The sequence below is a fragment of the Pseudomonas sp. GW456-12-10-14-LB2 genome, assembly GCF_002884345.1.
GTDB lineage: Bacteria > Pseudomonadota > Gammaproteobacteria > Pseudomonadales > Pseudomonadaceae > Aquipseudomonas > Aquipseudomonas paraglycinae.
Genome location: NZ_POHV01000013.1, coordinates 135644 through 159738, shown reverse-complemented (window position 1 = coordinate 159738; position 24095 = coordinate 135644). Strand labels below are relative to the sequence as shown.

General features: G+C 60.9%; 24 protein-coding genes. 13 read left to right on the top strand and 11 right to left on the bottom strand.

Features of this window, described 5'->3' with window-relative positions; translation table 11 throughout:
• Positions 1–326 precede the first annotated feature (326 nt).
• The 3 genes from C1X29_RS11625 to C1X29_RS11615 all read right to left on the bottom strand — a co-directional run bounded on the left by C1X29_RS11625 (position 327) and on the right by C1X29_RS11615 (position 3375).
• A complete protein-coding gene (locus tag C1X29_RS11625; protein ID WP_064594474.1) occupies positions 327–1985 on the bottom strand; it encodes a cation acetate symporter in 1659 nt (552 codons plus the stop codon).
• Complete coding sequence (locus C1X29_RS11620) at positions 1982–2293, bottom strand: DUF485 domain-containing protein (RefSeq protein ID WP_007959307.1); 312 nt, start codon at positions 2291–2293, stop codon at positions 1982–1984. The genes C1X29_RS11625 and C1X29_RS11620 overlap by 4 nt, the downstream gene beginning before the upstream one ends.
• A gap of 230 nt (positions 2294–2523) precedes the next feature.
• Positions 2524–3375, bottom strand: a complete 852-nt coding sequence (locus C1X29_RS11615) for a glycine betaine ABC transporter substrate-binding protein (RefSeq protein ID WP_102717485.1) — start codon at positions 3373–3375, stop codon at positions 2524–2526.
• 287 nt (positions 3376–3662) lie between these two features.
• Here C1X29_RS11615 and C1X29_RS11605 point away from each other — a divergent pair, with 287 nt between their 5' ends.
• The gene (locus tag C1X29_RS11605; protein ID WP_102717484.1) at positions 3663–5258 is read left to right on the top strand and encodes a beta (1-6) glucans synthase; all 1596 of its coding nucleotides are present in this window, start codon (positions 3663–3665) and stop codon (positions 5256–5258) included.
• 49 nt (positions 5259–5307) lie between these two features.
• On the opposite strand, the gene C1X29_RS11600 is transcribed toward C1X29_RS11605, so the two are convergent.
• A complete protein-coding gene (locus C1X29_RS11600; RefSeq protein ID WP_102686061.1) occupies positions 5308–5679 on the bottom strand; it encodes a hypothetical protein in 372 nt (123 codons plus the stop codon).
• A gap of 223 nt (positions 5680–5902) precedes the next feature.
• Between C1X29_RS11600 and C1X29_RS11595 the strand changes: the two genes are divergently transcribed.
• The gene (locus C1X29_RS11595) at positions 5903–7201 is read left to right on the top strand and encodes a serine protein kinase PrkA (RefSeq protein WP_007959293.1); all 1299 of its coding nucleotides are present in this window, start codon (positions 5903–5905) and stop codon (positions 7199–7201) included.
• A complete protein-coding gene (locus C1X29_RS11590; protein WP_085747085.1) occupies positions 7194–7982 on the top strand; it encodes a VacJ family lipoprotein in 789 nt (262 codons plus the stop codon). The genes C1X29_RS11595 and C1X29_RS11590 overlap by 8 nt, the downstream gene beginning before the upstream one ends.
• A 64-nt stretch (positions 7983–8046) precedes the next feature.
• Here the strand turns inward: C1X29_RS11590 and C1X29_RS11585 are convergent, their stop codons facing one another.
• On the bottom strand, positions 8047–8961 hold the full coding sequence (locus C1X29_RS11585; protein ID WP_007959291.1) for a DUF808 domain-containing protein: 915 nt from the start codon (positions 8959–8961) through the stop codon (positions 8047–8049).
• Between the two features lie 134 nt (positions 8962–9095).
• Here C1X29_RS11585 and C1X29_RS11580 point away from each other — a divergent pair, with 134 nt between their 5' ends.
• Positions 9096–9701, top strand: a complete 606-nt coding sequence (locus C1X29_RS11580) for a TetR/AcrR family transcriptional regulator (RefSeq protein WP_007959290.1) — start codon at positions 9096–9098, stop codon at positions 9699–9701.
• A gap of 147 nt (positions 9702–9848) precedes the next feature.
• Here the strand turns inward: C1X29_RS11580 and C1X29_RS11575 are convergent, their stop codons facing one another.
• Both C1X29_RS11575 and C1X29_RS11570 read right to left on the bottom strand, forming a co-directional pair.
• Positions 9849–10307, bottom strand: a complete 459-nt coding sequence (locus tag C1X29_RS11575; RefSeq protein ID WP_064384024.1) for a transposase — start codon at positions 10305–10307, stop codon at positions 9849–9851.
• A 210-nt stretch (positions 10308–10517) separates the two neighbouring features.
• Positions 10518–10958: a heme-binding protein gene (locus tag C1X29_RS11570; protein ID WP_011333104.1), complete on the bottom strand. Its 441-nt coding sequence runs from the start codon at positions 10956–10958 to the stop codon at positions 10518–10520.
• Positions 10959–11226: 268 nt separating this feature from the next.
• On the opposite strand from C1X29_RS11570, the gene gcl reads away from it, so the two are divergent.
• The 8 genes from gcl to C1X29_RS11530 all read left to right on the top strand — a co-directional run bounded on the left by gcl (position 11227) and on the right by C1X29_RS11530 (position 20683).
• Positions 11227–13002 (top strand): glyoxylate carboligase, encoded by a 1776-nt coding sequence (gene gcl, locus C1X29_RS11565; RefSeq protein ID WP_102717483.1) that lies wholly within the window; start codon positions 11227–11229, stop codon positions 13000–13002.
• An 88-nt stretch (positions 13003–13090) separates the two neighbouring features.
• Positions 13091–13873: a hydroxypyruvate isomerase gene (gene hyi / locus C1X29_RS11560; RefSeq protein ID WP_096822135.1), complete on the top strand. Its 783-nt coding sequence runs from the start codon at positions 13091–13093 to the stop codon at positions 13871–13873.
• Positions 13874–13915: 42 nt separating this feature from the next.
• Positions 13916–14809 (top strand): 2-hydroxy-3-oxopropionate reductase, encoded by an 894-nt coding sequence (locus C1X29_RS11555; RefSeq protein WP_039769769.1) that lies wholly within the window; start codon positions 13916–13918, stop codon positions 14807–14809.
• A 177-nt stretch (positions 14810–14986) separates the two neighbouring features.
• The gene (locus C1X29_RS11550; protein WP_102717482.1) at positions 14987–16261 is read left to right on the top strand and encodes a glycerate kinase; all 1275 of its coding nucleotides are present in this window, start codon (positions 14987–14989) and stop codon (positions 16259–16261) included.
• On the top strand, positions 16258–17673 hold the full coding sequence (gene pyk / locus C1X29_RS11545; RefSeq protein ID WP_085710519.1) for a pyruvate kinase: 1416 nt from the start codon (positions 16258–16260) through the stop codon (positions 17671–17673). Before C1X29_RS11550 ends, pyk begins: the two co-directional genes overlap by 4 nt.
• A gap of 144 nt (positions 17674–17817) precedes the next feature.
• Positions 17818–18732: an urea transporter gene (locus tag C1X29_RS11540; protein ID WP_102717481.1), complete on the top strand. Its 915-nt coding sequence runs from the start codon at positions 17818–17820 to the stop codon at positions 18730–18732.
• A gap of 21 nt (positions 18733–18753) precedes the next feature.
• Positions 18754–19578, top strand: coding sequence for an ion transporter (locus tag C1X29_RS11535; protein ID WP_102717480.1), 825 nt, complete (start codon positions 18754–18756; stop codon positions 19576–19578).
• Positions 19579–19684: 106 nt separating this feature from the next.
• Entirely contained in the window at positions 19685–20683 is a 999-nt protein-coding gene (locus C1X29_RS11530) for a sulfate ABC transporter substrate-binding protein (protein ID WP_085747093.1), read from the top strand.
• Positions 20684–20738: 55 nt separating this feature from the next.
• On the opposite strand, the gene C1X29_RS11525 is transcribed toward C1X29_RS11530, so the two are convergent.
• Positions 20739–21359 carry a DUF5666 domain-containing protein gene (locus C1X29_RS11525; protein ID WP_102717479.1) on the bottom strand — a complete coding sequence of 207 codons (621 nt, stop codon included), beginning with the start codon at positions 21357–21359 and terminating at the stop codon, positions 20739–20741.
• Between the two features lie 241 nt (positions 21360–21600).
• On the opposite strand from C1X29_RS11525, the gene C1X29_RS11520 reads away from it, so the two are divergent.
• On the top strand, positions 21601–22788 hold the full coding sequence (locus C1X29_RS11520; protein WP_011333094.1) for an MFS transporter: 1188 nt from the start codon (positions 21601–21603) through the stop codon (positions 22786–22788).
• A 45-nt stretch (positions 22789–22833) separates the two neighbouring features.
• Here C1X29_RS11520 and C1X29_RS11515 read toward each other — a convergent pair whose 3' ends face one another.
• The 3 genes from C1X29_RS11515 to C1X29_RS11505 form a co-directional block, all read right to left on the bottom strand.
• Positions 22834–23238, bottom strand: coding sequence for a type II toxin-antitoxin system HicB family antitoxin (locus tag C1X29_RS11515; RefSeq protein WP_011333093.1), 405 nt, complete (start codon positions 23236–23238; stop codon positions 22834–22836).
• On the bottom strand, positions 23238–23450 hold the full coding sequence (locus C1X29_RS11510) for a type II toxin-antitoxin system HicA family toxin (protein ID WP_085611511.1): 213 nt from the start codon (positions 23448–23450) through the stop codon (positions 23238–23240). Before C1X29_RS11510 ends, C1X29_RS11515 begins: the two co-directional genes overlap by 1 nt.
• A 236-nt stretch (positions 23451–23686) precedes the next feature.
• Complete coding sequence (locus tag C1X29_RS11505) at positions 23687–24094, bottom strand: hypothetical protein (protein WP_085605822.1); 408 nt, start codon at positions 24092–24094, stop codon at positions 23687–23689.
• Between the last annotated feature and the right edge of the window lies 1 nt (position 24095).

Sequence of the window (24095 nt, the reverse complement as noted above, 5' to 3'; positions counted from 1 at the left end):
CGCAGCGACCGTGCGGCGCAGCCGCATGCATCGAGAGGAGGTGCAGCGAAGCAAACCGTAGGCGATGCCCCCGGATCGATCCCGGAGCGAAGGAACCACGAGCCTCAGCGAGGGGCCGTACGTCAGGGTTAGAGACCTTTTGGTTACTTTTGGGGCGTTTGCCAAAAGTGACCCGCCGTAAGGGCGGAACCCTAAGAAGCCGTTACCGCAGCAACGGATATACACACAAACCAAAACCACCCCAAAGAAAGCCCGATAACCGCCCACAAAAAAACGCCCCAATCTCTCGACCAGGGCATTTTCCATTCAACTCAACTTACAAAGCCTCAGTGCGAAACCGCCCCACTAGCCCCCAACCCAGTCTGCGAACGCACAAACTGCGGGAAGAACGCCGCACGCTCGTTCTCAGCCGCCGCCGACTTGTCGGTAACGGAGAAGAACCAGATCCCGATAAACGCAATGATCATCGAGAACAACGCCGGATACTCGTAAGGGAAGATCGCCTTCTCATGATGCAGAATCTGCACCCAGATGGTCGGGCCAAGGATCATCAGACCCACCGCACTCACCAGACCCAGCCAGCCGCCAATCATGGCGCCACGGGTGGTCAGCTTCTTCCAGTACATCGAAAGCAGCAGCACCGGGAAGTTGCAGCTCGCCGCGATGGAGAACGCCAGACCCACCATGAACGCAATGTTTTGGCTTTCGAACAGGATGCCCAGGCCGATGGCCAGAACGCCCAGTGCGATGGTGGTGATCTTCGAAACGCGGATCTCATCCTTCTCGTTGGCCTTGCCCTTCTTGATCACGCTGGCGTACAGGTCGTGAGACACCGCCGAAGCACCGGCCAGAGTCAGACCGGCCACTACTGCCAGAATGGTCGCGAACGCCACCGCCGAGATGAAGCCGAGGAACACGCTGCCGCCCACGGCGTTGGCCAGGTGCACCGCCGCCATGTTGTTGCCGCCGAGCAGAGCGCCCGCCGCATCTTTGAAGGCCGGGTTGGTGCTGACCAGCAGGATCGCGCCGAAGCCGATGATGAAGGTCAGGATGTAGAAGTAGCCAATGAAACCGGTCGCGTACAGCACGCTCTTACGGGCTTCTTTCGCGTCGCTAACGGTGAAGAAGCGCATCAGGATGTGCGGCAGGCCGGCGGTACCGAACATCAGCGCCAGACCCAGGGAGAACGCCGAGATCGGATCTTTGACCAGACCGCCCGGGCTCATGATCGCTTCGCCCTTGGCGTGAACCTTGATGGCTTCGGAGAACAGGGTGTTGAAGTCGAAGTTGACGTGCTTCATCACCATCAGCGCCATGAACGAGGCACCGGACAGCAACAGCACCGCCTTGATGATCTGCACCCAGGTGGTCGCCAGCATGCCGCCGAACAGCACATACATGCACATCAGGATACCGACCAGAATCACCGCAACGTGGTAGTCGAGACCGAACAGCAGCTGGATCAGCTTGCCGGCACCGACCATTTGCGCGATCAGGTAGAACGCCACCACCACCAGCGAACCGCAGGCAGACAGGGTGCGAATCTGGGTTTGCCCGAGGCGGTAGGACGCCACGTCGGCAAAGGTGTATTTGCCCAGGTTACGCAGACGCTCGGCGATCAGGAACAGAATGATCGGCCAGCCCACCAGGAAGCCGATCGAGTAGATCAGGCCGTCGTAGCCGGAGGTGAACACCAGCGCGGAAATACCCAGGAAGGACGCCGCCGACATGTAGTCACCGGCAATCGCCAGACCGTTCTGGAAACCGGTGATCTTGCCGCCCGCCGCATAGTAATCGGCCGCCGAGTTGTTGCGCTTGGACGCCCAGTAAGTGATGCACAGGGTCGCGCCAACGAACGCGACGAACATGACGATCGCGGAAACGTTGAGCGGTTGTTTGTGGACTTCGCCGGTCAGGGCGTCAGCGGCCCAGACGGCTGGAGCGAACGCTGCGATGCTCAAAAGAGCCAGTAGACGCCGGATCATTGCTGAGCCTCCTTGAGAATCGCGTTGTTCAGGTCGTCGAACTCGCCATTGGCGCGGCGCACGTAAATGCCGGTCAGGATAAAGGCCGAGATAATCAGTCCGACACCGATCGGGATGCCCCAGGTGATGGACGATTCAGGACTGATTTTCGTGCCGAGCACTTGCGGCCCGTACGCGATCAGAAGGATGAAGCCGGAGTAGAGCCCGAGCATGATCGCCGAGAGTATCCAGGCGAACCTTTCTCTTTTCTTGACCAGCTCCTTGAAGCGCGGGCTGTTCTGAATCGAGAGGTAAATGCTGTCGTTCATTGTTTTTATCCTCGCAGCACAGATTTTTATTTTTGGAACATATCCACTGTATGCGGCTGCGAGCCGGGTTCCAGACGACCTTAGTAGTAGAACGCCATGACGTTTTTGCCAATTTCCAGACAAGCCGAAAACGGCCAACGCTGCTTATTAATAGTGGGCAAACAAAAAAGGCCGCCCGACTGTCATGTCGGGCGGCCCCGGGAAGCGCAGATTAGACGCTTCGGCTTAAATCACTTGGTCCAGTCGGCAACACGTTCCGGGTGTTTGGCAACCCAATCCTTGGCCGCTGCGTCAGGTTTTGCACCGTCCTGAATCGCCAGCATGACTTCGCCGATTTCGTCTTTCGAAGCCCACTGGAAGTTCTTCAGGAACTTGGCCACTTCCGGCGCCTTGGTCGCCAGTTCCTTGCTGCCGATGCTGTTCACGGTTTCAGCCGCGCCGTACACGCCTTTCGGGTCGTCGAGGAAGCGCAGTTTCCACTTGGCGAACATCCAGTGCGGCACCCAGCCGGTGACGGCGATGGATTCGTTTTTCTTCTCGGCACGGGTCAGCTCGGCAATCATGCCGGCGCCGGAACTGGCCTTGAGTTGATAGCCGGTCAGGTCGTAATCCTTGATCGCCTGATCGGTCTTGAGCATCACGCCTGAACCGGCGTCGATGCCGACGATGCGTTTCTTGAAGGAGTCGTCGGTTTTCAGGTCTTCGATGGTCTTGGCCTTGACGTACTCCGGCACGATCAGACCGATTTTCGCGTCCTTGAAGTTCGGGCCGTAATCGACGACCTGATCCTTGTTCTTGGTCCAGTAGTCACCGTGAGTCACCGGCAGCCAGGCCGAGAGCATGGCGTCGAGTTTGCCGGTGGCAACGCCCTGCCACATGATGCCGGTGGCGACGGCTTGCAGTTTCACGTCGTAGCCGAGTTTCTGCTTGATCACTTCGGCCGCCACGTGGGTGGTCGCGACGCTGTCGGACCAGCCGTCAACGTAACCGATGTTCAGGGTCTGTTTTTCAGCGCTGGCGAAAGTGGAGCCCATCGCAAGCACCAGAGCGGCACCTGCGCCTAAAAGTCGTCGCATCTTCATCGTTACTTCCCCGAAATGCTGCGCCCGACGGATGCCGGGCATCGTCAACGTATTGTTATGGTGCTCGGCGCCCCCATCACGCCCGTTCGCGAACTCGTTCGAACATCAGCGGAGTACTGATGAGTCCGATCATCAACCTGACGCCCGTTAAGACCTGCTCTGCCAGCGACCTCGAAGCAACGAGAAACGACATCAGAAAGCCATTAACTGCGTCCGGATATTTGGCGCCAGACAATCCGCCCGAACTTTGCATGTCAAAATCGTGCGGGCCACCAACCTGCTTATAAATGCAGGTAACATGCGTCGCTTTGCAGCCACTCGGCCTGACCATGTCCGCGATTTCCCGCTTCCCCTTTCTTCCTTATGTGTTCGCCTGCCTGCTCGGGCTGTTTGCCCTGTGCGGCTTCTGGTACGGCCTCGGTAAACCGGTGATCCTGCCGGACGTCGCCACCCCGAGCCACAAGCTGCAATGCGCCTCCTACACCCCGTTCGACAAGGACCAGTCGCCGTTCGACGTGCCGTTCAAACTGCGCCCGGAGCGCATGGACGCCGACCTCGCCCTGCTCGCCACCCGTTTCGAATGCATCCGTACCTACTCGATGACGGGCCTCGAAGCGCTGCCGGATCTGGCGCGCAAGCACGGTTTGAAGTTGATGATCGGCGCGTGGGTCAACAGCAATCCGGTGGACACCGAGAAGGAAGTCGATCTGCTGATTGCCTCGGCCAACGCCAACCCGGACGTGGTCAGCGCCGTAATCGTCGGCAACGAGGCCTTGCTGCGCAAAGAGGTCACCGCGACCCAGTTGGTGAAGCTGATCAACAAGGTCAAGAGCCACATCAAGCAGCCGGTGACCTACGCCGATGTCTGGGAATTCTGGCTCAAGCACCCGGAAGTCGCGCCGGCGGTAGATTTCCTGACCATTCACTTGCTGCCGTACTGGGAAGACGATCCATCGAACATCGACGCGGCCCTGCATCATGTGGCCGAAGTGCGTCAGGTGTTCGGCAACAAGTTCGCCCCAAAAGACGTGATGATTGGCGAAACCGGCTGGCCGAGCGAAGGCCGCCAGCGTGAGACCGCGCTGCCGAGCCGGGTCAACGAGGCCAAGTTCATTCGTGGTTTTGTCACCCTCGCCGAACAGGAAGGCTGGCGTTACAACCTGATCGAAGCGTTCGACCAGCCGTGGAAGCGCGGCAGCGAAGGCGCGGTCGGCGGTTACTGGGGGCTGTTCGATGCGAATCGCCAGGACAAGGGCGTGTTGGCCGGGCCGGTGTCGAACGTGCCGTACTGGTCGCAGTGGCTGACCATCGGCGGGCTGATTTTCCTCGGAACATTGCTGCTGGGCGGTCGGGTTCGTACAACGCGTTCGGCACTGATCCTGCCGCTGCTCGGCGCCCTCGCCGCCTGTTCGATTGGTGCCTGGGGTGATCTGGCCCGGGTGACCACGCGATTTGCCAGCGAATGGCTGTGGGTCGGGTTGCTGACGGCTCTGAATCTGTTGGTGCTGGCCCATGCCGCGCTGACCTTGAGCGCCCGCAGTGGCTGGCGTAAACAGGCGTTCAAAGCTTTCGAGCGACGGGCCGGCTGGCTGGTGGCAGCAGCCGGTTTTGCCGCTGCGGTGATGATGCTGGAGTTGGTGTTCGATCCGCGCTATCGCAGCTTCCCGAGCGTGGCGCTCATCCTGCCGGCGCTGTTTTACCTGTGCCGTCCAGTGCGAGTGGCCCGTCGAGAGATTGCCCTGCTGACCTTCATCATCGGCGCAGGCATTGCGCCGCAGCTGTTCCGTGAAGGATTGCAGAATCAGCAGGCGTGGGGTTGGGCGCTGGTCAGCGTGTTGATGGTGGCTGCACTTTGGCGCTGCCTGCGGGTTCGCAAGGGCTGACCTTCAGCATCTGAAAGCATTGCATCGCGGGCGAGCCCGCGATGCATGACTACTTGGCGTCGCGCGATTCCCGCACCAGTCGCAACCCGGCAATCACCACCGCAAACACCGCCAGCGTCGTGTTGTACAGCGCCAGCGCCGGCAACCCGAACACCAGCGCCAGCACCGCCAGCCACCACCCTGCCCGTCCCGGCACGACAAAACCGATCACCGCAGCCGCGACCGCCGCCCAGCCCAGCATCTGGAAATGAATCATCAGGCCCAGGTTCGAGCGCACCGAGCATTCCCAGCGGCTCGCCTCATCCACGCAGATGCCCACCCACTGCGCATCTTCCATGAAGCCATAACGCGCGCCATAACTGGCGGCCAGCCACAACGGCAACAGAACGAGCAGCAGAATCACGGGCAAGCGGCGGGACATGGAACACTCCAATCGATGAAATCGGCGGCCAGCTTAATCTGCCGCCGCGTATACGCAAGGACTAACAACTCTTAACTGGTCATTCCTTCCTTGCAAAGTGTATCGTCCGGCTACTATTACTCCGAATTCCGTCAGTTTGGTGCCGTGGCATGGCACTTTGGCGCAAAGCCGGTGGTCATAGCCTGCGAACCTCATTCGGCACCTTCCTCTAAGGGATCTAGTCATGCTCCGTTCCTTGCGCTTCGCCGCCCTGTTTGGCGGCCTTATTCTGAGTGCGTCCGCGCTGGCGGTGGATATCGACGCCGCCAGCTATGGCTATCCCCTGACCAATCCGTTCGAGGCGACCATCGCCACCACGCCGCCGGACTTGCGCCCTGAACTGCCACTGGACGACGACATCGATCAGACCGATCGCAGCGTCACCCTGCGCCCCGAGCGCGAATTCATCCTGCCGGACAATTTCTGGCCGGTGAAAAAACTCACCTACCGCATCGCCACCCAGGACAAGGCCGCGCCGCTGATCTTCCTGATCGCCGGCACCGGCGCGCGCTACGACAGCACGCTCAACGAATACCTGAAGAAGCTTTATTACAAGGCCGGCTACCACGTGGTGCAGCTGTCTTCGCCGACCAGCTTCGACTTCATGAGCGCCGCCTCGCGTTTCGCCACCCCCGGCGTGACCAAGGAAGATGCCGAAGACATGTACCGGGTGATGCAGGCCGTGCGGGCGCAGAACCCGAAACTGCCGGTCACCGACTATTACCTAAGCGGCTACAGCCTCGGCGCGCTGGACGCGGCGTTCGTTGCCCACCTGGATGAAACCCGGCGCAGCTTCAACTTCAAGAAAGTCCTGCTGCTCAATCCGCCGGTCAACCTCTACACCTCGATCACCAACCTCGACAAGCTGGTGCAGACCGAGGTCAAGGGCATCAACAACAGCACCACGTTCTATGAACTGGTGCTGAGCAAACTGACCCGTTACTTCCAGCAGAAGGGTTACATCGACCTCAACGATGCGCTGCTCTACGACTTCCAGCAGTCCAAGCAGCACCTGAGCAACGAGCAGATGGCGATGCTGATCGGCACTTCGTTCCGCTTCTCGGCGGCCGATATCGCGTTCACTTCGGACCTGATCAACCGTCGCGGCCTGATCACCCCGCCGAAATTCCCGATCACCGAAGGCACCAGCCTCACGCCGTTCCTCAAGCGTGCGCTGCAATGCGACTTCGACTGCTACCTCACCGAACAGGTAATCCCGATGTGGCGCGCCCGCACCGACGGCGGCAGCCTGCTGCAACTGATCGATCAGGTGAGCCTGTACGCATTGAAGGATTACCTGCACGACAGCCCGAAAATCGCCGTCATGCACAACGCCGACGACGTGATCCTCGGCCCGGGCGACCTCGGTTTCCTGCGCCGCACCTTCGGCGATCGCCTGACCGTTTACCCGCTGGGCGGCCATTGCGGCAACCTTAACTACCGCGTCAACAGCGACGCCATGCTGGAGTTCTTCCGTGGCTAAATATCTCCTGCTGATTGCAGCGCTCCTCAGTGCAGGTATGGCCCAGGCCGACAACAGCAAAGCCAATGCACCGGTGGTCATCGACAGCGACGGCTTCAAGGAGCCGCTGTCCAAACTCAAGTTCAACCCGGGGCTGGATCAGCGCGAGTTCGAGCGCTCGACCCTCAACGCGCTGAACGTCTACGACCCGCTGGAAGAGTGGAACCGCCGCGTCTACCACTTCAACTACCGCTTTGACCAATGGGTGTTCCTGCCGGTGGTCGATGGCTATCGCTACATCACTCCGAGCTTCGTGCGCACCGGCGTGAGCAACTTCTTCAACAACATTGGCGACGTGCCGAACCTGGTCAACAGCCTGTTGCAGTTCAAGGGCAAGCGCTCGATGGAAACCACCGCGCGCCTGCTGCTCAACACCACCATCGGCATCGCCGGGCTCTGGGATCCGGCCACCGCCATGGGCCTGCCGCGTCAGAACGAAGACTTCGGCCAGACCTTGGGCTTCTACGGCGTACCGGGCGGCGCCTACTTCGTGCTGCCGATCCTCGGCCCGTCGAATCTGCGTGATACTGCAGGTCTGGCCGTGGACTACACCGCCGAGTCCGCGATCAACTTCCTCAACGTCTCGGAAGTCAGCTCCAACCATCCGGAAGTGTGGGTACTGCGTGGCATCGACAAGCGTTACCAGACCAGCTTCCGCTACGGTCAGCTGAACTCACCGTTCGAGTACGAGAAGGTGCGCTACGTCTACACCGAGTCGCGTAAGTTGCAGATCGCCGAGTAAAAACGCCGGCCACAAAAAAGGCCATTCGATGCGAGTCGAATGGCCTTTTTGTTTGCCTCAGGATTCAACCCTTCAGCGCTTTCCAGACTTTGCCGATCACGGACACGCCCGCCAGCACCACCGCACCCGCGATGATCCCCGCCACGCCGTTCAACAGCATCGGCACCACAAACCCGGCGCCACCGGCCGCTGCGCCGACGCTTTCGATCCAGTGATGCACCACCGGCACGCCGTGGGTCAGGATGCCGCCACCGACCAGGAACATCGCTGCGGTGCCGATTACCGACAGGCTTTTCATCATGTAGGGCGCGGCGCGCAGGATGCCGTTGCCGATACTTTTGGCCATCTGGCCGGGCTTCTGAGTCAGCCACAGACCGAGGTCATCGAGTTTGACGATACCGGCCACCAGGCCGTAAACGCCCACGGTCATGACAATGGCGATGCCCGACATCACGATCACTTGCTGGGTCAGCGAAGCATCGGCCACGGTGCCGAGGGTGATGGCGATGATTTCCGCCGAGAGGATGAAGTCGGTGCGGATCGCGCCTTTGATCTTGTCCTTCTCGTACGCCACCAGATCGGTTGCCGGATCAGCCACGGCCTCGACCAGTTGCGCATGCTCGGCCTCGTCTTCGGCCTTGCTGTGCAGGAACTTGTGCGCGAGCTTTTCGAAACCCTCGAAACACAGGTAGGCGCCACCGACCATCAGCAGCGGCGTCACCAGCCACGGCACGAACGCACTGATCGCCAGCGCCGACGGCACCAGAATCAGTTTGTTGACGAACGAGCCCTTGGCCACCGCCCAAACGACGGGAATTTCCCGCTCCGCGCGTACGCCGGAGACCTGCTGGGCGTTGAGCGCCAAGTCGTCGCCGAGCACGCCGGCGGTCTTCTTGGCAGCCATTTTGGTCATCAACGCAACGTCGTCCAGAACGGTGGCGATGTCGTCGATCAGCACCAGCAAACTGCTTCCTGCCATGAATCTTGTTTCCTTATGTGAATAATGCCGCGCAGCATACCGCGACTGCAGGCCACACGGGGCATTGTTGAGCGCCGCGCGAGGCCGGTGCTACCATGCGCAACCGCCAGAACAGGCAAGGAACCACCGGGTTTATGAGCACAATCCGCGAGCGCAACAAAGAACTGATCCTGCGTGCAGCCAGTGAAGAGTTTGCCGACAAGGGCTTCGCTGCCACCAAAACCAGCGACATCGCCGCCAAGGCAGGACTGCCCAAGCCCAACGTCTATTACTACTTCAAGTCCAAGGAAAACCTCTACCGCGAGGTGCTGGAAAGTATCATCGTGCCGATCCTGCAGGCCTCGACCCCGTTCAACCCGGACGGCGTACCGAGCGAAGTGCTGAGCGGCTACATCCGCTCGAAGATTCGCATCTCCCGCGACCTGCCTTTCGCCTCCAAGGTGTTCGCCAGCGAAATCATGCACGGCGCCCCGCACCTGAGCGCCGACCTGGTCGAGCAGCTCAACGGCCAGGCCAAGCACAACATCGACTGCATCCAGACCTGGATCGACCGCGGCCAGATCGCCCCGATCGACCCCAACCACCTGATGTTCAGCATCTGGGCCGCAACCCAGACCTACGCCGACTTCGACTGGCAGATCTCCGCCGTCACCGGCAAGGACAAGCTCGACGAAGCCGACTATGAAGCGGCAGCACAAACCATCATCCGGTTGGTGCTCAAGGGCTGCGAGCCGGACTGAAAATTCGCGGTGCGACTATCTCGAGCAAGTCGAATCGTCGCACCGGGGCCCCCACAGGTTTCTGTGCTGAATTCAGATTTAGCAAACAACACAAATCCCCTGTGGGAGCTGGCTTGCCAGCGATGAAGGCAACTCGGTTCAAAGTTGCTAAAGCCAAACTGCATCCCACAGCGGATAGTCGCCGATTTTACCCACCAGCCCAGCGCGCAAAGGGTTGGCCACTACATACCGTGCCATTTTCACCAAGTCATCTTCCCGCCTCAACGCCCGGTCATGGTAACCCTGCTGCCATAACGGCCCATGTCTGCCACTGTGCAGATTCACCTCTCGCGCAATCAGGGATTTGGTCTCGCGCATCAGTTTGCGGAGAGAGCAATTTTCCAGCTCGACCAGCCAGTGAAAATGATCGGGCATCACAACCCACGCCAACGATTTCGCCATTCCGTGGTCCTGTGCGCGACGAAGTTGATGAACAACCAGTCTGCCCAACGCGAAATCGGCAAAGATCGGTTCTCGATCAAGAGTGTTTGAAGTCAGTAAATAGATTTGATTCGGCTCGGCATAGCGACCGGTTCGCAGCCGATGCGAAGCAGGAAGATCAGGCAATCCGTTGCCCCTTCATGATGAGCTCATCAGAAGGCTAGACCTCAGTGTGCTGTTTGACTGGGTAAGTCTTTTTTCTTGATGTGTCAGTCAGGCCGCCATCGCTGGCAAGCCAGCTCCCACAGGGTTTGGTGCCGTTCGCAGAGTTTGAATGCAACGCACAATGTGTGGGAGCTGGCTTGCCAGCGATGACTTTCGATCAAACGCCGCAAATCACGCAGCCACCCCCGCATCCGCCCGCAGGTCCAGGGCCTCCACGGCCTTGATTGCCACCTGCTCATCGATATCCGACAGATCGCCGCTGATGCCGATCGCACCCAGCACGTTCCCCGCCTGATCACGAATCAGCACACCACCCGGTGCCGGCACGACGCTGCCCTGCCCCATGCTGTTAAGTGCGGCGATGAACGCCGGGCGTTGTTGCGCGTCCAGCGCCAGCAGGCGTGAGCCCTTGCCCAGCGCGATGGCGCCCCAGGCTTTGCCGATGGCGATGTTCGGGCGCAGCAGGCTGGCGCCGTCTTCGCGTTGCAAGGTGACCAGATGGCCGCCGGTATCCAGTACCGCGATGGTCAGCGGCGCGGCGGAGATGGCCCGCCCTGCATTGATGGCTTCGTTGACCAGCTTGACTGCGACTTTCAAGGTTAAAGCGCTCATGGTGCCGTCCTCATTTTGTTATTGGGAAAGTCGTTGGGCTGCGCTTTTCTGCCGCAGCCCGATGCAACAAATAGAACACAATGAATTATTTTTTTGTATACAATAATTCTCGAAAAGCGCCTCATGCGACGAAAAGCCACAGCAGAACGGGCTTCCGACGAATGAAACAGGCGCTTGAGAAAATGGATTGACCTGCGCCGTCCGCCGTGAATACACTCTGCGCAAAGCCACTTGTATACAATTACAAAACGTAAAGAGGCACAAAACCATGAGCAAAATGAGAGCAATCGAAGCCGCCGTTCTGGTGATGCGCCGTGAAGGGGTTGATACCGCTTTTGGCATTCCAGGCGCTGCAATCAATCCGCTGTACTCCGCCCTGCAGAAAGTCGGTGGCATCGATCACGTCCTCGCTCGCCACGTTGAAGGCGCCTCGCACATGGCCGAGGGCTACACCCGCACCAAGGCCGGCAACATCGGCGTGTGCATCGGTACTTCCGGCCCGGCCGGTACCGACATGGTCACCGGTCTGTACAGCGCCTCCGCGGACTCGATCCCGATCCTCTGCATCACCGGGCAAGCCCCCCGCGCCCGTATGCACAAGGAAGACTTCCAGGCCGTCGACATCACCAGCATCGTCAAGCCGGTGACCAAGTGGGCGACCACCGTTCTGGAGCCGGGCCAGGTGCCTTACGCCTTCCAGAAAGCCTTCTACGAAATGCGCTCCGGCCGTCCAGGCCCGGTGCTGATCGACCTGCCGTTCGATGTGCAGATGGCTGAAATCGAATTCGACATCGACGCCTACCAGCCACTGCCGCTGGCCAAGCCGAGCGCCACACGCGTGCAAGTCGAAAAAGCCCTGGCGATGCTGGACCAGGCCGAACGTCCATTGCTGGTCGCCGGCGGCGGCATCATCAACGCCGACGCCAGCGAACTGCTGGTCGAGTTCGCCGAGCTGACCGGCATTCCAGTAATCCCGACCCTGATGGGCTGGGGCACCATTCCTGACGATCACCCGCTGATGGTCGGCATGGTCGGTCTGCAGACTTCGCACCGCTACGGCAACGCCACGATGCTGAAATCCGACGTGGTACTGGGCGTCGGCAACCGCTGGGCCAACCGTCACACCGGTTCGGTCGACGTTTACACCGAAGGCCGCAAGTTCATTCACATCGACATCGAACCGACCCAGATCGGCCGCGTGTTCACCCCGGACCTGGGCATCGTTTCCGACGCCGCAGCCGCGCTGACCGTGTTCATCGAAGTCGCCCGTGAATGGCAAGCCGCCGGCAAGCTGAAAAACCGTTCTGCCTGGCTGCAGGACTGCCAGCAGCGCAAGGCCAGCCTGCATCGCAAGACCCACTTCGACAACGTGCCGGTCAAGCCGCAGCGCGTTTACGAAGAAATGAACCAGGTGTTCGGCAAGGACACCTGCTACGTCAGCACCATTGGTCTGTCGCAGATTGCCGGCGCGCAGTTCCTGCACGTCTACAAGCCGCGTCACTGGATCAACTGCGGCCAGGCCGGCCCGTTGGGCTGGACCATTCCGGCAGCGCTGGGCGTGGTGAAGGCCGATCCGAACCGTAAAGTCGTGGCCCTGTCGGGGGACTATGACTTCCAGTTCATGATCGAAGAGCTGGCGGTCGGCGCTCAGTTCAAACTGCCGTACATCCACGTCGTGGTGAACAACTCGTACCTGGGGCTGATCCGTCAGGCCCAGAGAGGGTTCGATATGGACTACTGCGTGCAGCTGTCCTTCGATAACCTGAACGCGCCGGAACTCAACGGTTATGGTGTCGACCACGTCGCAGTCGCCGAAGGCCTTGGCTGTAAAGCGCTGCGTGTGTTCGAACCGGCTGACATCGCCCCTGCCCTGCGCAAGGCCGAAGAGCTGATCGAAGAGTTCAAGGTGCCGGTGATCGTCGAGATCATTCTGGAGCGTGTGACCAACATCTCCATGGGGACCGAGATCAACGCCGTCAACGAATTCGAAGACCTGGCGCTGGTCGGCAACGATGCGCCTACGGCGATTTCGTTGCTCGACTGAACGTAACCGGCTCCCTCTCCCTCCGGGAGAGGGGACTTGATCGCGTTCAGTCTGACCAACCGTGTCAAAACTGTTTTAGGAGACCACCATGCCGCGTTTCGCAGCCAACCTGTCCATGCTGTTCACCGAACAGGATTTCCTTGCCCGTTTCGACGCCGCCGCCAAGGCTGGCTTCAGCGGTGTCGAGTACCTGTTCCCGTACGATTTCAGCTCTGCCGAAATCAAGGCCAAACTCGACGCCAACGGTCTGACCCAAGTGCTGTTCAACCTGCCGGCCGGTGACTGGGCCAAGGGCGAGCGCGGTATCGCGTGCCTGCCGGACCGGGTCGAAGAGTTCCGCGCCGGGGTCGATCTGGCCATCGCTTACGCACAGGTTCTGGGCAACACCCAGGTCAACTGCCTGGCCGGTATCCGTCCGCAGGGCGTGGACGATGCCACCGTTGAAAAGACCTTCGTCGCCAACCTCAAGTACGCCGCCGACAAGCTGCAAGCCGTGGGCATCAAACTGGTGATGGAAGCGATCAACACCCGCGACATCCCGGGCTTCTACCTGAACAACACGGCGCAGGCCCTGTCGATTCGCGAGCAGGTCGGCAGCGCCAACCTGTTCCTGCAATACGACATCTATCACATGCAAATCATGGAAGGCGATCTGGCCCGCACCCTGCAATCGCACCTGGCCGAGATCAACCATGTGCAGCTGGCCGACAACCCGGGCCGCAACGAGCCGGGCACCGGCGAGATCAACTACCGCTTCCTGTTCGAACACCTCGATCGCATCGGTTATCAGGGCTGGGTCGGCTGCGAGTACAAACCGCTGACCACCACTGAAGCGGGCCTCGGCTGGCTGAAGAGCCACAACGCGATCTGACCCCTATTTGCTTGAGCAAGACAAAAACAAGAGGATTTTCTCATGGCTAAAATCGGATTCATCGGCACCGGCATCATGGGCCACCCAATGGCGGCGAACCTGCAGAAAGCCGGTCACAGCCTGTTCCTGTCGGCGCACCACGACGCCGCCCCTGCCGACCTGGTCGCCGCTGGCGCCGTCGCTCTGGCCAACCCGCGTGACGTGGCTCAAGAAGCCGAATTCATCATCGTCATGGTGCCGGATACCCCGCAGGTCGATGACGTGCTGTTCCGCGCCGACGGCGTCGCTGCCGGCATCGGCAAAGGCAAGGTCGTGATCGACATGAGCTCGATCTCGCCGACCGCCACCAAGGCTTTCGCTGCGAAGATCAACGAGAAAGGCGCGCAATACCTCGACGCCCCGGTGTCCGGTGGTGAAGTCGGTGCCAAGGCCGCGACCCTGAGCATCATGGTCGGTGGCGATGCCGATGCCTTCGAACGCGCACTGCCGCTGTTCCAGGCCATGGGCAAGAACATCACCCTGGTTGGTGGCAATGGCGACGGTCAGACCGCCAAGGTGGCGAACCAGATCATCGTTGCCCTGAACATTCAGGCTGTCGCCGAAGCCCTGCTGTTCGCTTCGAAAAACGGTGCCGATCCGGCCAAGGTGCGTGAAGCGCTGATGGGCGGTTTCGCCTCCTCGAAGATCCTCGAAGTGCACGGCGAGCGCATGATCAAGGGCACCTTCGATCCGGGCTTCCGCATCAGCCTGCACCAGAAGGACCTGAACCTGGCCCTGCAAGGCGCCAAGGAGCTGAACATCAACCTGCCGAACACCGCCAACGCCCAGCAAGTGTTCAGCACCTGCGCGGCCATCGGTGGCAGCAACTGGGACCACTCGGCGCTGATCAAGGGCCTGGAACACATGGCCAACTTCTCGATTCGCGACAAGAAGTAAGCCCTGCCCCGTCGCTCGTTCCCACGTCGAGGCGTCGAACCGTCTGCGTGGGAATGCAGCCCGGGACGCTCCGCGTCCCTGCCGAAGCGGACGCAGAGCGTCCATTGAGGCATTCCCACGCAGAGCGTGGGAACGATCACCCGCACTAACCAAGAACAATAAGAATGGGAGCCCGCCATGTCGGTCGATCCGCAACAACTGCTGCGCGAGCTGTTTGCCACAGCCATCGACGCGGCCCATCCGAACCAGGTCCTCGAAGCGCATCTGCCGGCCGATCGCACAGGTCGCGTGATCGTCATCGGCGCCGGCAAGGCTGCCGCTGCCATGGCGCAAGTGGTCGAGCGCTGCTGGGAAGGTGAAGTCTCGGGCCTTGTGGTGACCCGCTACGGTCACGGCGCCCCGTGCGAAAAAATCGAAGTGGTCGAAGCCGCGCACCCGGTGCCGGATGCTGCCGGTCTGGCCGTGGCCAAACGCGTGCTGGAACTGGTCAGCAACCTGACCGAAGACGACCGCGTGATCTTCCTGTTGTCCGGCGGCGGCTCTGCCCTGCTGGCGCTGCCGGCCGAAGGCATCACCCTGGCCGACAAGCAGTCGATCAACAAGGCCCTGCTCAAATCCGGCGCGACCATCGGCGAGATGAACTGTGTGCGCAAGCACCTCTCGGCGATCAAGGGCGGACGCCTGGGCAAGGCCTGCTGGCCGGCGACTGTTTATACCTACGCGATTTCCGATGTACCGGGCGACCTCGCCACGGTCATCGCCTCCGGCCCGACCGTGGCCGACCCGAGCACCAGCGCCGAAGCGCTGGCGATCATCAAGCGCTACGGCATCGAGATTCCGGCCTCCGTGCGCAGCTGGCTGCAGAGCCCGGAATCGGAAACCGTCAAACCCGGTGATCCGAGCCTGGCCCGCAGTCACTTCCAGTTGATCGCCCGCCCTCAGCAATCGCTGGATGCCGCGGCAGTGAAATGCCGTCAGGCCGGTTTCAGCACGCTGATCCTCGGCGACCTGGAAGGCGAATCCCGCGAAGTGGCGAAAGTCCACGCCGGCATCGCGCGCCAGATCATTCATCACGGCCAGCCGCTGGCAGCGCCGTGCGTGATTCTCTCCGGCGGTGAAACCACGGTGACCGTGCGCGGCAATGGCCGTGGCGGCCGCAACGCCGAATTCCTCCTCAGCCTCACCGACAGCCTCAAGGGCCAGCCCGGCGTTTATGCGCTGGCCGGTGACACCGACGGCATCGACGGCTCGGAAGACAACGCCGGCGCGATCATGACCCCGGACAGCTACGCCCGCGCCGCCGCCCTGGGCCTGAGCGCCAGCGACGAGCTGGATAACAACAACGGCTACGGCTACTTCAAGGCGCTCGATGCGCTGATCGTCACCGAGCCGACCCGCACCAACGTCAACGACTTCCGCGCCATCCTGATCCTCGAGAGCTCTAAATCATGACGCCTGATAAAAAGGTCAAAATCCTCGCCACCCTCGGGCCTGCCGTCGACGGCATCGAAGACATCCGCGAGCTGGTCGAGGCCGGGGTCAATATCTTCCGCCTCAACTTCAGCCACGGCGATCACGCCGACCACGCCAAGCGCTATCAGTGGATCCGCGAAGTCGAGCGCCAGCTCAACTACCCGCTCGGGATCCTGATGGACCTGCAAGGCCCGAAACTGCGGGTCGGCAAGTTCGCTGACGGCAAGGTTCAGTTGCATCGCGGTCAGGCCTTCCGCCTCGACCTGGACGCAACGCCGGGCGACGAACGCCGGGTTAACCTGCCGCATCCGGAGATCATCGCCGCGCTGGAAGCCGGGATGGATCTGCTGCTCGATGACGGCAAACTGCGCTTGCGAGTCGTGACCAAATACTCCGACGCGATCGACACCACCGTGCTCAACGGCGGCGAACTGTCGGACCGCAAAGGCGTGAACGTGCCGCAAGCGGTGCTCGACCTGAGCCCGTTGACCACCAAGGATCGTCGCGACCTGAGCTTCGGTCTGGAGCTGGGTGTGGACTGGGTCGCGCTGTCGTTCGTGCAGCGCCCGCAAGACATCATCGAGGCCCGCGAACTGATCGGCGACAAGGCGTTCCTGATGGCGAAAATCGAGAAGCCGTCGGCCGTCGAGCAACTGCGCGAGATCGCCGAACTGAGCGACGCGATCATGGTGGCTCGCGGCGACCTGGGCGTGGAAGTGCCGGCCGAGAGCGTGCCGCAGATCCAGAAAAACATCATCACCACGTGCCGCCAGCTCGGCAAACCGGTGGTGGTGGCGACGCAGATGCTCGAGTCGATGCGCTTCTCGCCGGCGCCGACCCGCGCTGAAGTCACCGACGTCGCCAACGCCGTAGCCGAAGGCGCCGATGCGGTGATGCTGTCGGCCGAAACCGCATCCGGCGAGTATCCGCTGGAAGCCGTGCAGATGATGAGCAAGATCATCCGCCAGGTGGAAAACGGTCCGGACTACCAGACCCAACTCGACGTCAGCCGGCCGAAAGCCGAAGCGACCGTGTCCGATGCAATCAGCTGCGCGATCCGCCGGATCAGCAACGTGCTGCCGGTGGCGGTGCTGGTCAATTACAGCGAGTCCGGCGCATCGAGTCTGCGTGCAGCGCGGGAGCGGCCGAAAGCGCCGATCCTCAACCTGACGCCGAACCTGCAGACCGCCCGCCGGTTGAGCGTGGCGTGGGGCATTCATTCGGTGGTCAATGATCGCCTGCGTCAGGTGGATGAGGTGTGCTCGACCGCGCTGGAAATCGCTCAGGCTCAAGGAATGGCCGAGCGTGGCGATACGTTGCTGATCACCGCGGGTGTGCCGTTCGGGCAGCCGGGGTCGACCAATTCGCTGCGGATCGAAACATTGATTTAAGCAACACCTGTGTGGCGAGGGAGCGTGCTCCCGCCGCCCGGCATGACGGTTTCCACAAGAGACACCGCATTCACCGGGCACGAGCTCCTCGCCACCGCTTCAAGCAAGACCTTTTGATTTTCCCACTGCCCAGATTCTCCAGACATGCCTGCCAATCATTTCAACACCCACTGCCCTGACTGGGCCGAGGCCTTGCTCAACGGCTTCAGTCAAATCTTCCTCCAGCGCCATCCGCTGTGTGGACTCCTGTGCCTTCTGGCCATTTTATTTACCGCGCCGGTGCTGTTCGCCGGCGCGCTGCTGGGCGCGGTCGCCGGTTTGCTCACCGCGCAACGGCGCAACTACGCCAAGGCGGATCGCCAGGCCGGACTGTTCAGCTACAACGGCGTGCTGGTCGGTCTGTTGCTGAGCCTGTATTTCCCCTGGTCGCCGATGCTGCCGCCGCTGATTCTGGCGGCCGGCGGTCTGAGCGCGATGATCACGCAGCAATGGCTCAAGCGCGCACGCCTCACCGAGTACCTGCCCGCCTACACTGCACCGTTCGTATTGTTGAGCTGGGTGTTCCTGTGTTTCGCCGAGCCTTCGACGCCGGCTCCGGCACTTGAGCTGAACACCGTGAACCTGCTCGGTGCCGCCCTGAAAGGCTTCGGTCAGGTGATGTTCCTCGACCATCCGTTGGCCGGTGGATTGATCGCCGCCGGTTTGCTGATCGCCGATCGCCGGGCCTTTGCCTGGGCGCTGCTGGCTTCGGTAATCGGTCTGGGTTCCAGTCTGTTGCACCACGACAGCCAGGTCGCGTTGCTGGGGTTGGGTGGCTACAACGCGGTGCTCGCCGCCCTCGCCTTCAGCGCCCAGCGCCAGCAACCGTGGCTGCCGCTGTTCGGCATCGGCCTGGCGCTGCTGCTGACGCCGCTGTTCAGTGCCCTGGGTCTTGCGACTCTTACTGCACCGTTCATTCTTGCCTGCTGGCTGCTGCGCACCGGCATTCGCCTGATGCAGCAACCGCAGATCAGCGGCGCGCCTTGCGCTCACGGGGAGAATCAACCTAGGCTGCGCTGATCTTTGATTCAGGCGCGATCCATGGACAGTAACAAGCACTGGCGTGAACAGCTTTACGTCATGATTTTCCAGAGCGACACCCCCGCCGGGCGACGTTTCGACGGCATTCTGCTGCTGATCATTCTGGCCAGCCTGGTGATCGTGATGCTCGACAGCATCGACAGCGTTCACCGCAATTACGCCGATGTGCTGGCGTATATCGAGTGGGGGTTCACCATCATCTTTGCCGGCGAGTACATTCTGCGTCTGTACTGCTCGCCCAAACCGCTGCGCTATGCCTTCAGTTTTTATGGATTGGTGGATCTGCTGGCGATCGTGCCGGGCATTCTCGCGCTGTACTACAGCGATGCGCAGTACCTGCTGATTATCCGGATCATCCGGATGCTGCGAATTTTCCGCGTCCTCAAACTCAGTCCGTACCTCAAGCAAGCCAACTACCTGATGTCGGCGCTGCGTGGCAGCAAGCAGAAGATCGTGGTGTTTCTGGTGAGCGTCTGCACACTGGTAACGGTGTTCGGTACGTTGATGTACGTGATCGAAGGCCCGGAACACGGATTCACCAGCATTCCCAAGGGCATCTATTGGGCTATCGTGACCCTGACCACCGTCGGCTTAGGCGACATCGTGCCGAAGACTCCGTTGGGCCAGGTGATTTCGTCGCTGGTGATGATCACTGGTTACTCGATCATCGCGGTACCCACCGGGATCTTCACCGCCGAACTGGCCAATGCGATGCGTGGTGAACAGTTGCAACACGACTGCCCGGTTTGCCAGAAAAAGAGCCATGAAAGCGGCGCGGCATTCTGTTCGCGCTGCGGTAATCAGTTATTCAATAAAATGGAATAAGCAAAGTTCTTTTTAATCTTTAAACGACTATGCGCGCCCCGCTATAGTCGCTGGCAAATGGCCTCATCTTTGTAAAAAAACACCCCCACAGAACAAGGAATGCGCAGTGAAAAAACTCTTTGGCGCCTCACTTCTCGCCGCTGGTCTTGCCTTCGGCAGCGTGGCTCAGGCCGCACCGACCCTGCTCAACGTTTCCTACGACGTGATGCGCGATTTCTACAAGGACTACAACACTGCGTTCCAGAAACACTGGCAGGCCGAACACAACGAAAACATCACGGTGCAGATGTCTTTCGGCGGTTCGAGCAAGCAAGCCCGTTCGGTCATCGACGGCCTGCCGGCTGACGTCATCACCATGAACATGGCCACCGACATCAACGCCCTGGCCGACAACGGCCAACTGGTGCCGAAGGACTGGGTCACCCGCCTGCCGAACAACAGTGCGCCATTCACCTCCGCGACCGTATTCATCGTGCGCAAAGGCAACCCGAAAGCCCTGAAAGACTGGCCGGACCTGCTCAAGGACGGCGTGCAGGTTATCGTGCCGAACCCGAAAACCTCGGGCAACGGCCGCTACACCTACCTGTCGGCCTGGGGCTACGTGCTGAAAAACGGCGGTGACGAGAACAAGGCGAAAGACTTCGTCGGCAAGCTGTTCAAGCAGGCGCCAGTGCTGGATACCGGTGGCCGCGCCGCGACCACCACGTTCATGACCAACCAGATCGGCGACGTGCTGGTGACCTTCGAAAACGAAGCCGAAATGATCGCCCGCGAGTTCGGCCGCGACCAGTTCGAAGTCATCTACCCGAGCGTCTCCGCCGAAGCCGAGCCGCCGGTGTCGGTGGTCGACAAAGTGGTCGAGAAGAAAGGCTCCCGCGCCGCTGCCGAGGAATACCTGAAGTTCCTGTGGTCGCCGGAAGGTCAGGAAATCGCGGCCGCCAACTACCTGCGTCCACGTGACCCGGCGGTACTGGCCAAGTACACCGACCGTTTCCCGAAAGTCGACTTCCTGTCGGTCGAGAAGACCTTCGGCGACTGGCGCACCGTGCAGAAGACCCACTTCAACGATGGCGGGATCTTCGACCAGATCTACAGCGGCCAGTAAGGCTTGAGCTGACATGAAAAAGGCGACCTGCAGAGGTCGCCTTTTTTGTGGGCGGCTACATGGGCGGCTTGACGCCATCCTTGCCCGCCGAGATCGATTGCGCAGTCAGCGTGCCATCCGCGCTCTGGGTCACGAAGGTGACGATCTTCACCCCGACCTTGAGCAGGCTGCGATCGCCCGGCGTCAGGTTGACGATCGGCACGTCCTCCGGCACCAGGATCTTCTGCTGGCCGCCCTTGTAGTTGACGGTCAGCACCCGGCCGTTGCTGACCACCAGATCGCCGACGCTGCCGTTGGTCATGCTGCTGCCCTTGGCCAGGTCGAACGGCCGATGACCGTCGCCGCTGCCCGCCAGCTCCGGCGGGAATACGTGAACCTCCAGCGCCTTGAGCGTGCCATCCTCCTGGGGAATGGCGGCCGAGCCGATGTAGCTGCCGGGCTTGATGTCTTCGATATTGGCCAGGGTAACCGCGCGGACCTTGGTGTCCGGGGTCAACTGGATCACGACGTTTTCACCGCTGTTGACGTGAACCTTGAGCGAGTCGGAACTGACCCCGGTAATTTCCCCGCGCACGCCCATGCGCATGCCGGGCGCTTCGGCGGCCTGTGCGGCAGTGGCGCCGAGCAGACTGATCAGGGCAATCGTTGTGGTGTGGCGAAGCAACTGACGAAACATCGCAATCCTCCGTTGATGAACGCTGAAACCCGGTCACAACATAAGCACGCTATCGAACAAGATGTAAGTGAATGTATCATCGACGCTCAACGGTCGGACGCAAGGTTCGCCGATGAACAATGGATTGTTCGGCGCCACCTGTTCCGCAACGGAATAACTGATATCGATCAGAAGCCTCTACTGCCGGCTCGGCCCGTCCCTTAGCCTCACCGCATTCCTTTTCGCTGGATCGAGAAACCCTATGACCGCCACAACTCACGCAATGACCCGAGGCATGGTGCTGCTGTTCGCTTTCTGCTGCGGCGCCATCGTTGCCAACATTTACTACGCCCAGCCGATCATCGGCCTGATCGCGCCGGACATCGGCCTGAGCGACACCATGGCCAGTTTCATCGTGTCGCTGACCCAGATCGGCTATGCGCTGGGCCTGTTCTTTCTGGTGCCGCTGGCGGACCTGCTGGAAAACCGCCGGTTGATGATCATCACCACCGTGGTGGCAATTGCCAGCCTGCTCGGCGCGGCGTTTACCGATCAACCGAATGTGTTCCTGCTGATTTCGTTGCTGGTGGGGTTCAGCTCGGTGTCGGTGCAGGTGTTGATTCCATTGGCGGCTCATCTGGCGCCGGAAGAATCCCGTGGCCGGGTGGTCGGCGGGATCATGGGCGGTTTGCTGCTGGGGATTCTGCTGGCGCGGCCGGTGTCGAGCGTGGTCGCCGACCATCTCGGCTGGCGGGCGATGTTCATGATCGCGGCAGGCTTGATGGCAGCGATCAGCGTGGTTTTGGCGCTGACTGTGCCCAAGCGCCAGCCGGATCACAGCGCCTCCTACGGCCAGTTACTCGGATCGTTGTGGACGCTGCTGCGCAAACAACCGGTGCTGCGTCAGCGAGCGTTTTATCAGGCCTGCATGTTCGCCACCTTCAGCCTGTTCTGGACCGCCGTGCCGCTGGAACTGGCGCGCAACCATGGCCTGTCCCAGAGTGAAATCGCGATCTTCGCCCTGGTCGGCGCCATCGGTGCCATCGCCGCGCCGATCAGCGGACGCCTGGCCGACGCCGGCCACACCCGCATAGCCTCGCTGCTGGCCATGCTGTTCGCCAGTCTGAGTTTCCTGCCCGCCTTCATCCACCCGGCCTACAGCGTGATCGGCCTGGCCGTGACCGGCGTTGTGCTCGATTTCTGCGTACAGATGAACATGGTGCTCGGCCAGCGCGCGGTCTACTCCCTCGACGCCAAAAGCCGCGGCCGCCTCAACGCGCTGTACATGACCAGCATCTTCGTCGGCGGCGCCTTCGGCTCGTCAGTGGCGAGTGCGGTGTACGAGCATGGCGGCTGGTTGTGGATCGTGATTGTTGGCAGCGCGTTCCCGCTGCTGGCGCTTGTGCGGTTTTTGAGTGCTTCGCAGAAGCCTGTTCTGGCAACGGCCTAGAATCTGAAAGCACTGCCGGATTGCTGATCCGACAGTGCTTGATGCTCAATGCCGGACCAGTTTTTCCATGGCGGCATCCGCCAGAAAGGAAGAGCGGCTTTTGACGTTGTGCTCACGCACGTAGCGGTCGATTCGCTGGATGACATAGCCCGGCAACGTCACGTTGACCTTTTCGGTCTTGCCCATGTACGGCGAGATGTCCAGCTCGAGCATGCCCCAACCCATGTCCGCGAACTCCGGGTTGTTGCGATGGGTCGCCGCCGAAGTCGGCATCGGAATCGAGTCGCCATCGGCCGCAATCTCCTGCAGCATGATGTGGGCAATCTCGACGGCCGCGTTGTAGGCATCCTCAAACGTATCTCCGGCAGTAATCGCGCCGGGAATATCGGGGATCTGAATCCCGATGGCGGTGTTCTCGTCACCCCATTCGATGCAGATTGGGTATTGCATTACGGATCTCCTCTGTAACTGGCTGGCGGGTTGTACAACCCGGCACGCCTCCTGATGCTCTTGACCGTCCCGACCGGCAAATCCTTTTTCGGATGCGGGACGGGAATCGTGTATGGGTTGTAACGGTGCGTGAAGATGTGGTGGCTGCCGGTTATCCGGTCCAGCGTCCAGCCTGCCTCCTCCAGCTCCTTGATCAATAACCTGCTCTGCACCAACCGCCTCCTTGCTTCGGCTTAACAAAAGTAACCCTAGAGTTATCTTTACTCAAGCACAGAAATTCGCAGCACGACGTTCGGTTGTTTTGCAGCATGTGATTGATGCACTGCCCCAGCGAGCTGGCATTGGCGCTTCTCGCAAAGCAAGCTCAGGCGTTGATGACAGGATACGAGTGAGGCATTGCTCATCACCCCAGACAGCAAAACGGCGATCCTGAGATCGCCGTTTTTCATTACTCCCCGAACTGCTTGCCCAGTCCCGCCGGTACGCCGTGGATGTTGGTTTCTTCCCACGGGCCGTTGGGGCTGATCGAGCGGCTCCAGCCGTTGTTCCAGCGGTAGTAGGTGCGCTGGCGGTAGAAGGTGTTGGTCTGGTCGTCGAGCACGTACACGCCCAGTTTCTGGTCCCAGTGGCTGTTGCCGCCCGGGGGCGGGGCGAAGCTGGCCGAGGTGCGCGGGACGGGTTTGGCGGGTTTGGCCGGGATGCCCGGCTTGCTCGGCGTCGGGGTGGTCGACGGGGTCGGGCTGGGTTGTGACGGCGGGATAGGCGGCAGCCTGGTGGTCGGCTCCGGTCGTTGCACCGCACATGCGCTCAAGCCCAGGGCCAGTGTGAGGACTGTGATTCGGGCGATGGCGTTCATG

Bases quoted from the DNA above. Each gene is read 5' to 3' on its own strand.
- C1X29_RS11625 (WP_064594474.1), bottom strand. From the start codon at position 1,985: ATGATCCGGCGTCTACTGGCTCTTTTGAGCATCGCAGCGTTCGCTCCA.
- C1X29_RS11620 (WP_007959307.1), bottom strand. From the start codon at position 2,293: ATGAACGACAGCATTTACCTCTCGATTCAGAACAGCCCGCGCTTCAAG.
- C1X29_RS11615 (WP_102717485.1), bottom strand. From the start codon at position 3,375: ATGAAGATGCGACGACTTTTAGGCGCAGGTGCCGCTCTGGTGCTTGCG.
- C1X29_RS11605 (WP_102717484.1), top strand. From the start codon at position 3,663: ATGCAGGTAACATGCGTCGCTTTGCAGCCACTCGGCCTGACCATGTCC.
- C1X29_RS11600 (WP_102686061.1), bottom strand. From the start codon at position 5,679: ATGTCCCGCCGCTTGCCCGTGATTCTGCTGCTCGTTCTGTTGCCGTTG.
- C1X29_RS11595 (WP_007959293.1), top strand. From the start codon at position 5,903: ATGCTCCGTTCCTTGCGCTTCGCCGCCCTGTTTGGCGGCCTTATTCTG.
- C1X29_RS11585 (WP_007959291.1), bottom strand. From the start codon at position 8,961: ATGGCAGGAAGCAGTTTGCTGGTGCTGATCGACGACATCGCCACCGTT.
- C1X29_RS11580 (WP_007959290.1), top strand. From the start codon at position 9,096: ATGAGCACAATCCGCGAGCGCAACAAAGAACTGATCCTGCGTGCAGCC.
- C1X29_RS11570 (WP_011333104.1), bottom strand. From the start codon at position 10,958: ATGAGCGCTTTAACCTTGAAAGTCGCAGTCAAGCTGGTCAACGAAGCC.
- gcl (WP_102717483.1), top strand. From the start codon at position 11,227: ATGAGCAAAATGAGAGCAATCGAAGCCGCCGTTCTGGTGATGCGCCGT.
- hyi (WP_096822135.1), top strand. From the start codon at position 13,091: ATGCCGCGTTTCGCAGCCAACCTGTCCATGCTGTTCACCGAACAGGAT.
- C1X29_RS11555 (WP_039769769.1), top strand. From the start codon at position 13,916: ATGGCTAAAATCGGATTCATCGGCACCGGCATCATGGGCCACCCAATG.
- C1X29_RS11550 (WP_102717482.1), top strand. From the start codon at position 14,987: ATGTCGGTCGATCCGCAACAACTGCTGCGCGAGCTGTTTGCCACAGCC.
- pyk (WP_085710519.1), top strand. From the start codon at position 16,258: ATGACGCCTGATAAAAAGGTCAAAATCCTCGCCACCCTCGGGCCTGCC.
- C1X29_RS11540 (WP_102717481.1), top strand. From the start codon at position 17,818: ATGCCTGCCAATCATTTCAACACCCACTGCCCTGACTGGGCCGAGGCC.
- C1X29_RS11535 (WP_102717480.1), top strand. From the start codon at position 18,754: ATGGACAGTAACAAGCACTGGCGTGAACAGCTTTACGTCATGATTTTC.
- C1X29_RS11525 (WP_102717479.1), bottom strand. From the start codon at position 21,359: ATGTTTCGTCAGTTGCTTCGCCACACCACAACGATTGCCCTGATCAGT.
- C1X29_RS11520 (WP_011333094.1), top strand. From the start codon at position 21,601: ATGACCGCCACAACTCACGCAATGACCCGAGGCATGGTGCTGCTGTTC.
- C1X29_RS11515 (WP_011333093.1), bottom strand. From the start codon at position 23,238: ATGCAATACCCAATCTGCATCGAATGGGGTGACGAGAACACCGCCATC.
- C1X29_RS11505 (WP_085605822.1), bottom strand. From the start codon at position 24,094: ATGAACGCCATCGCCCGAATCACAGTCCTCACACTGGCCCTGGGCTTG.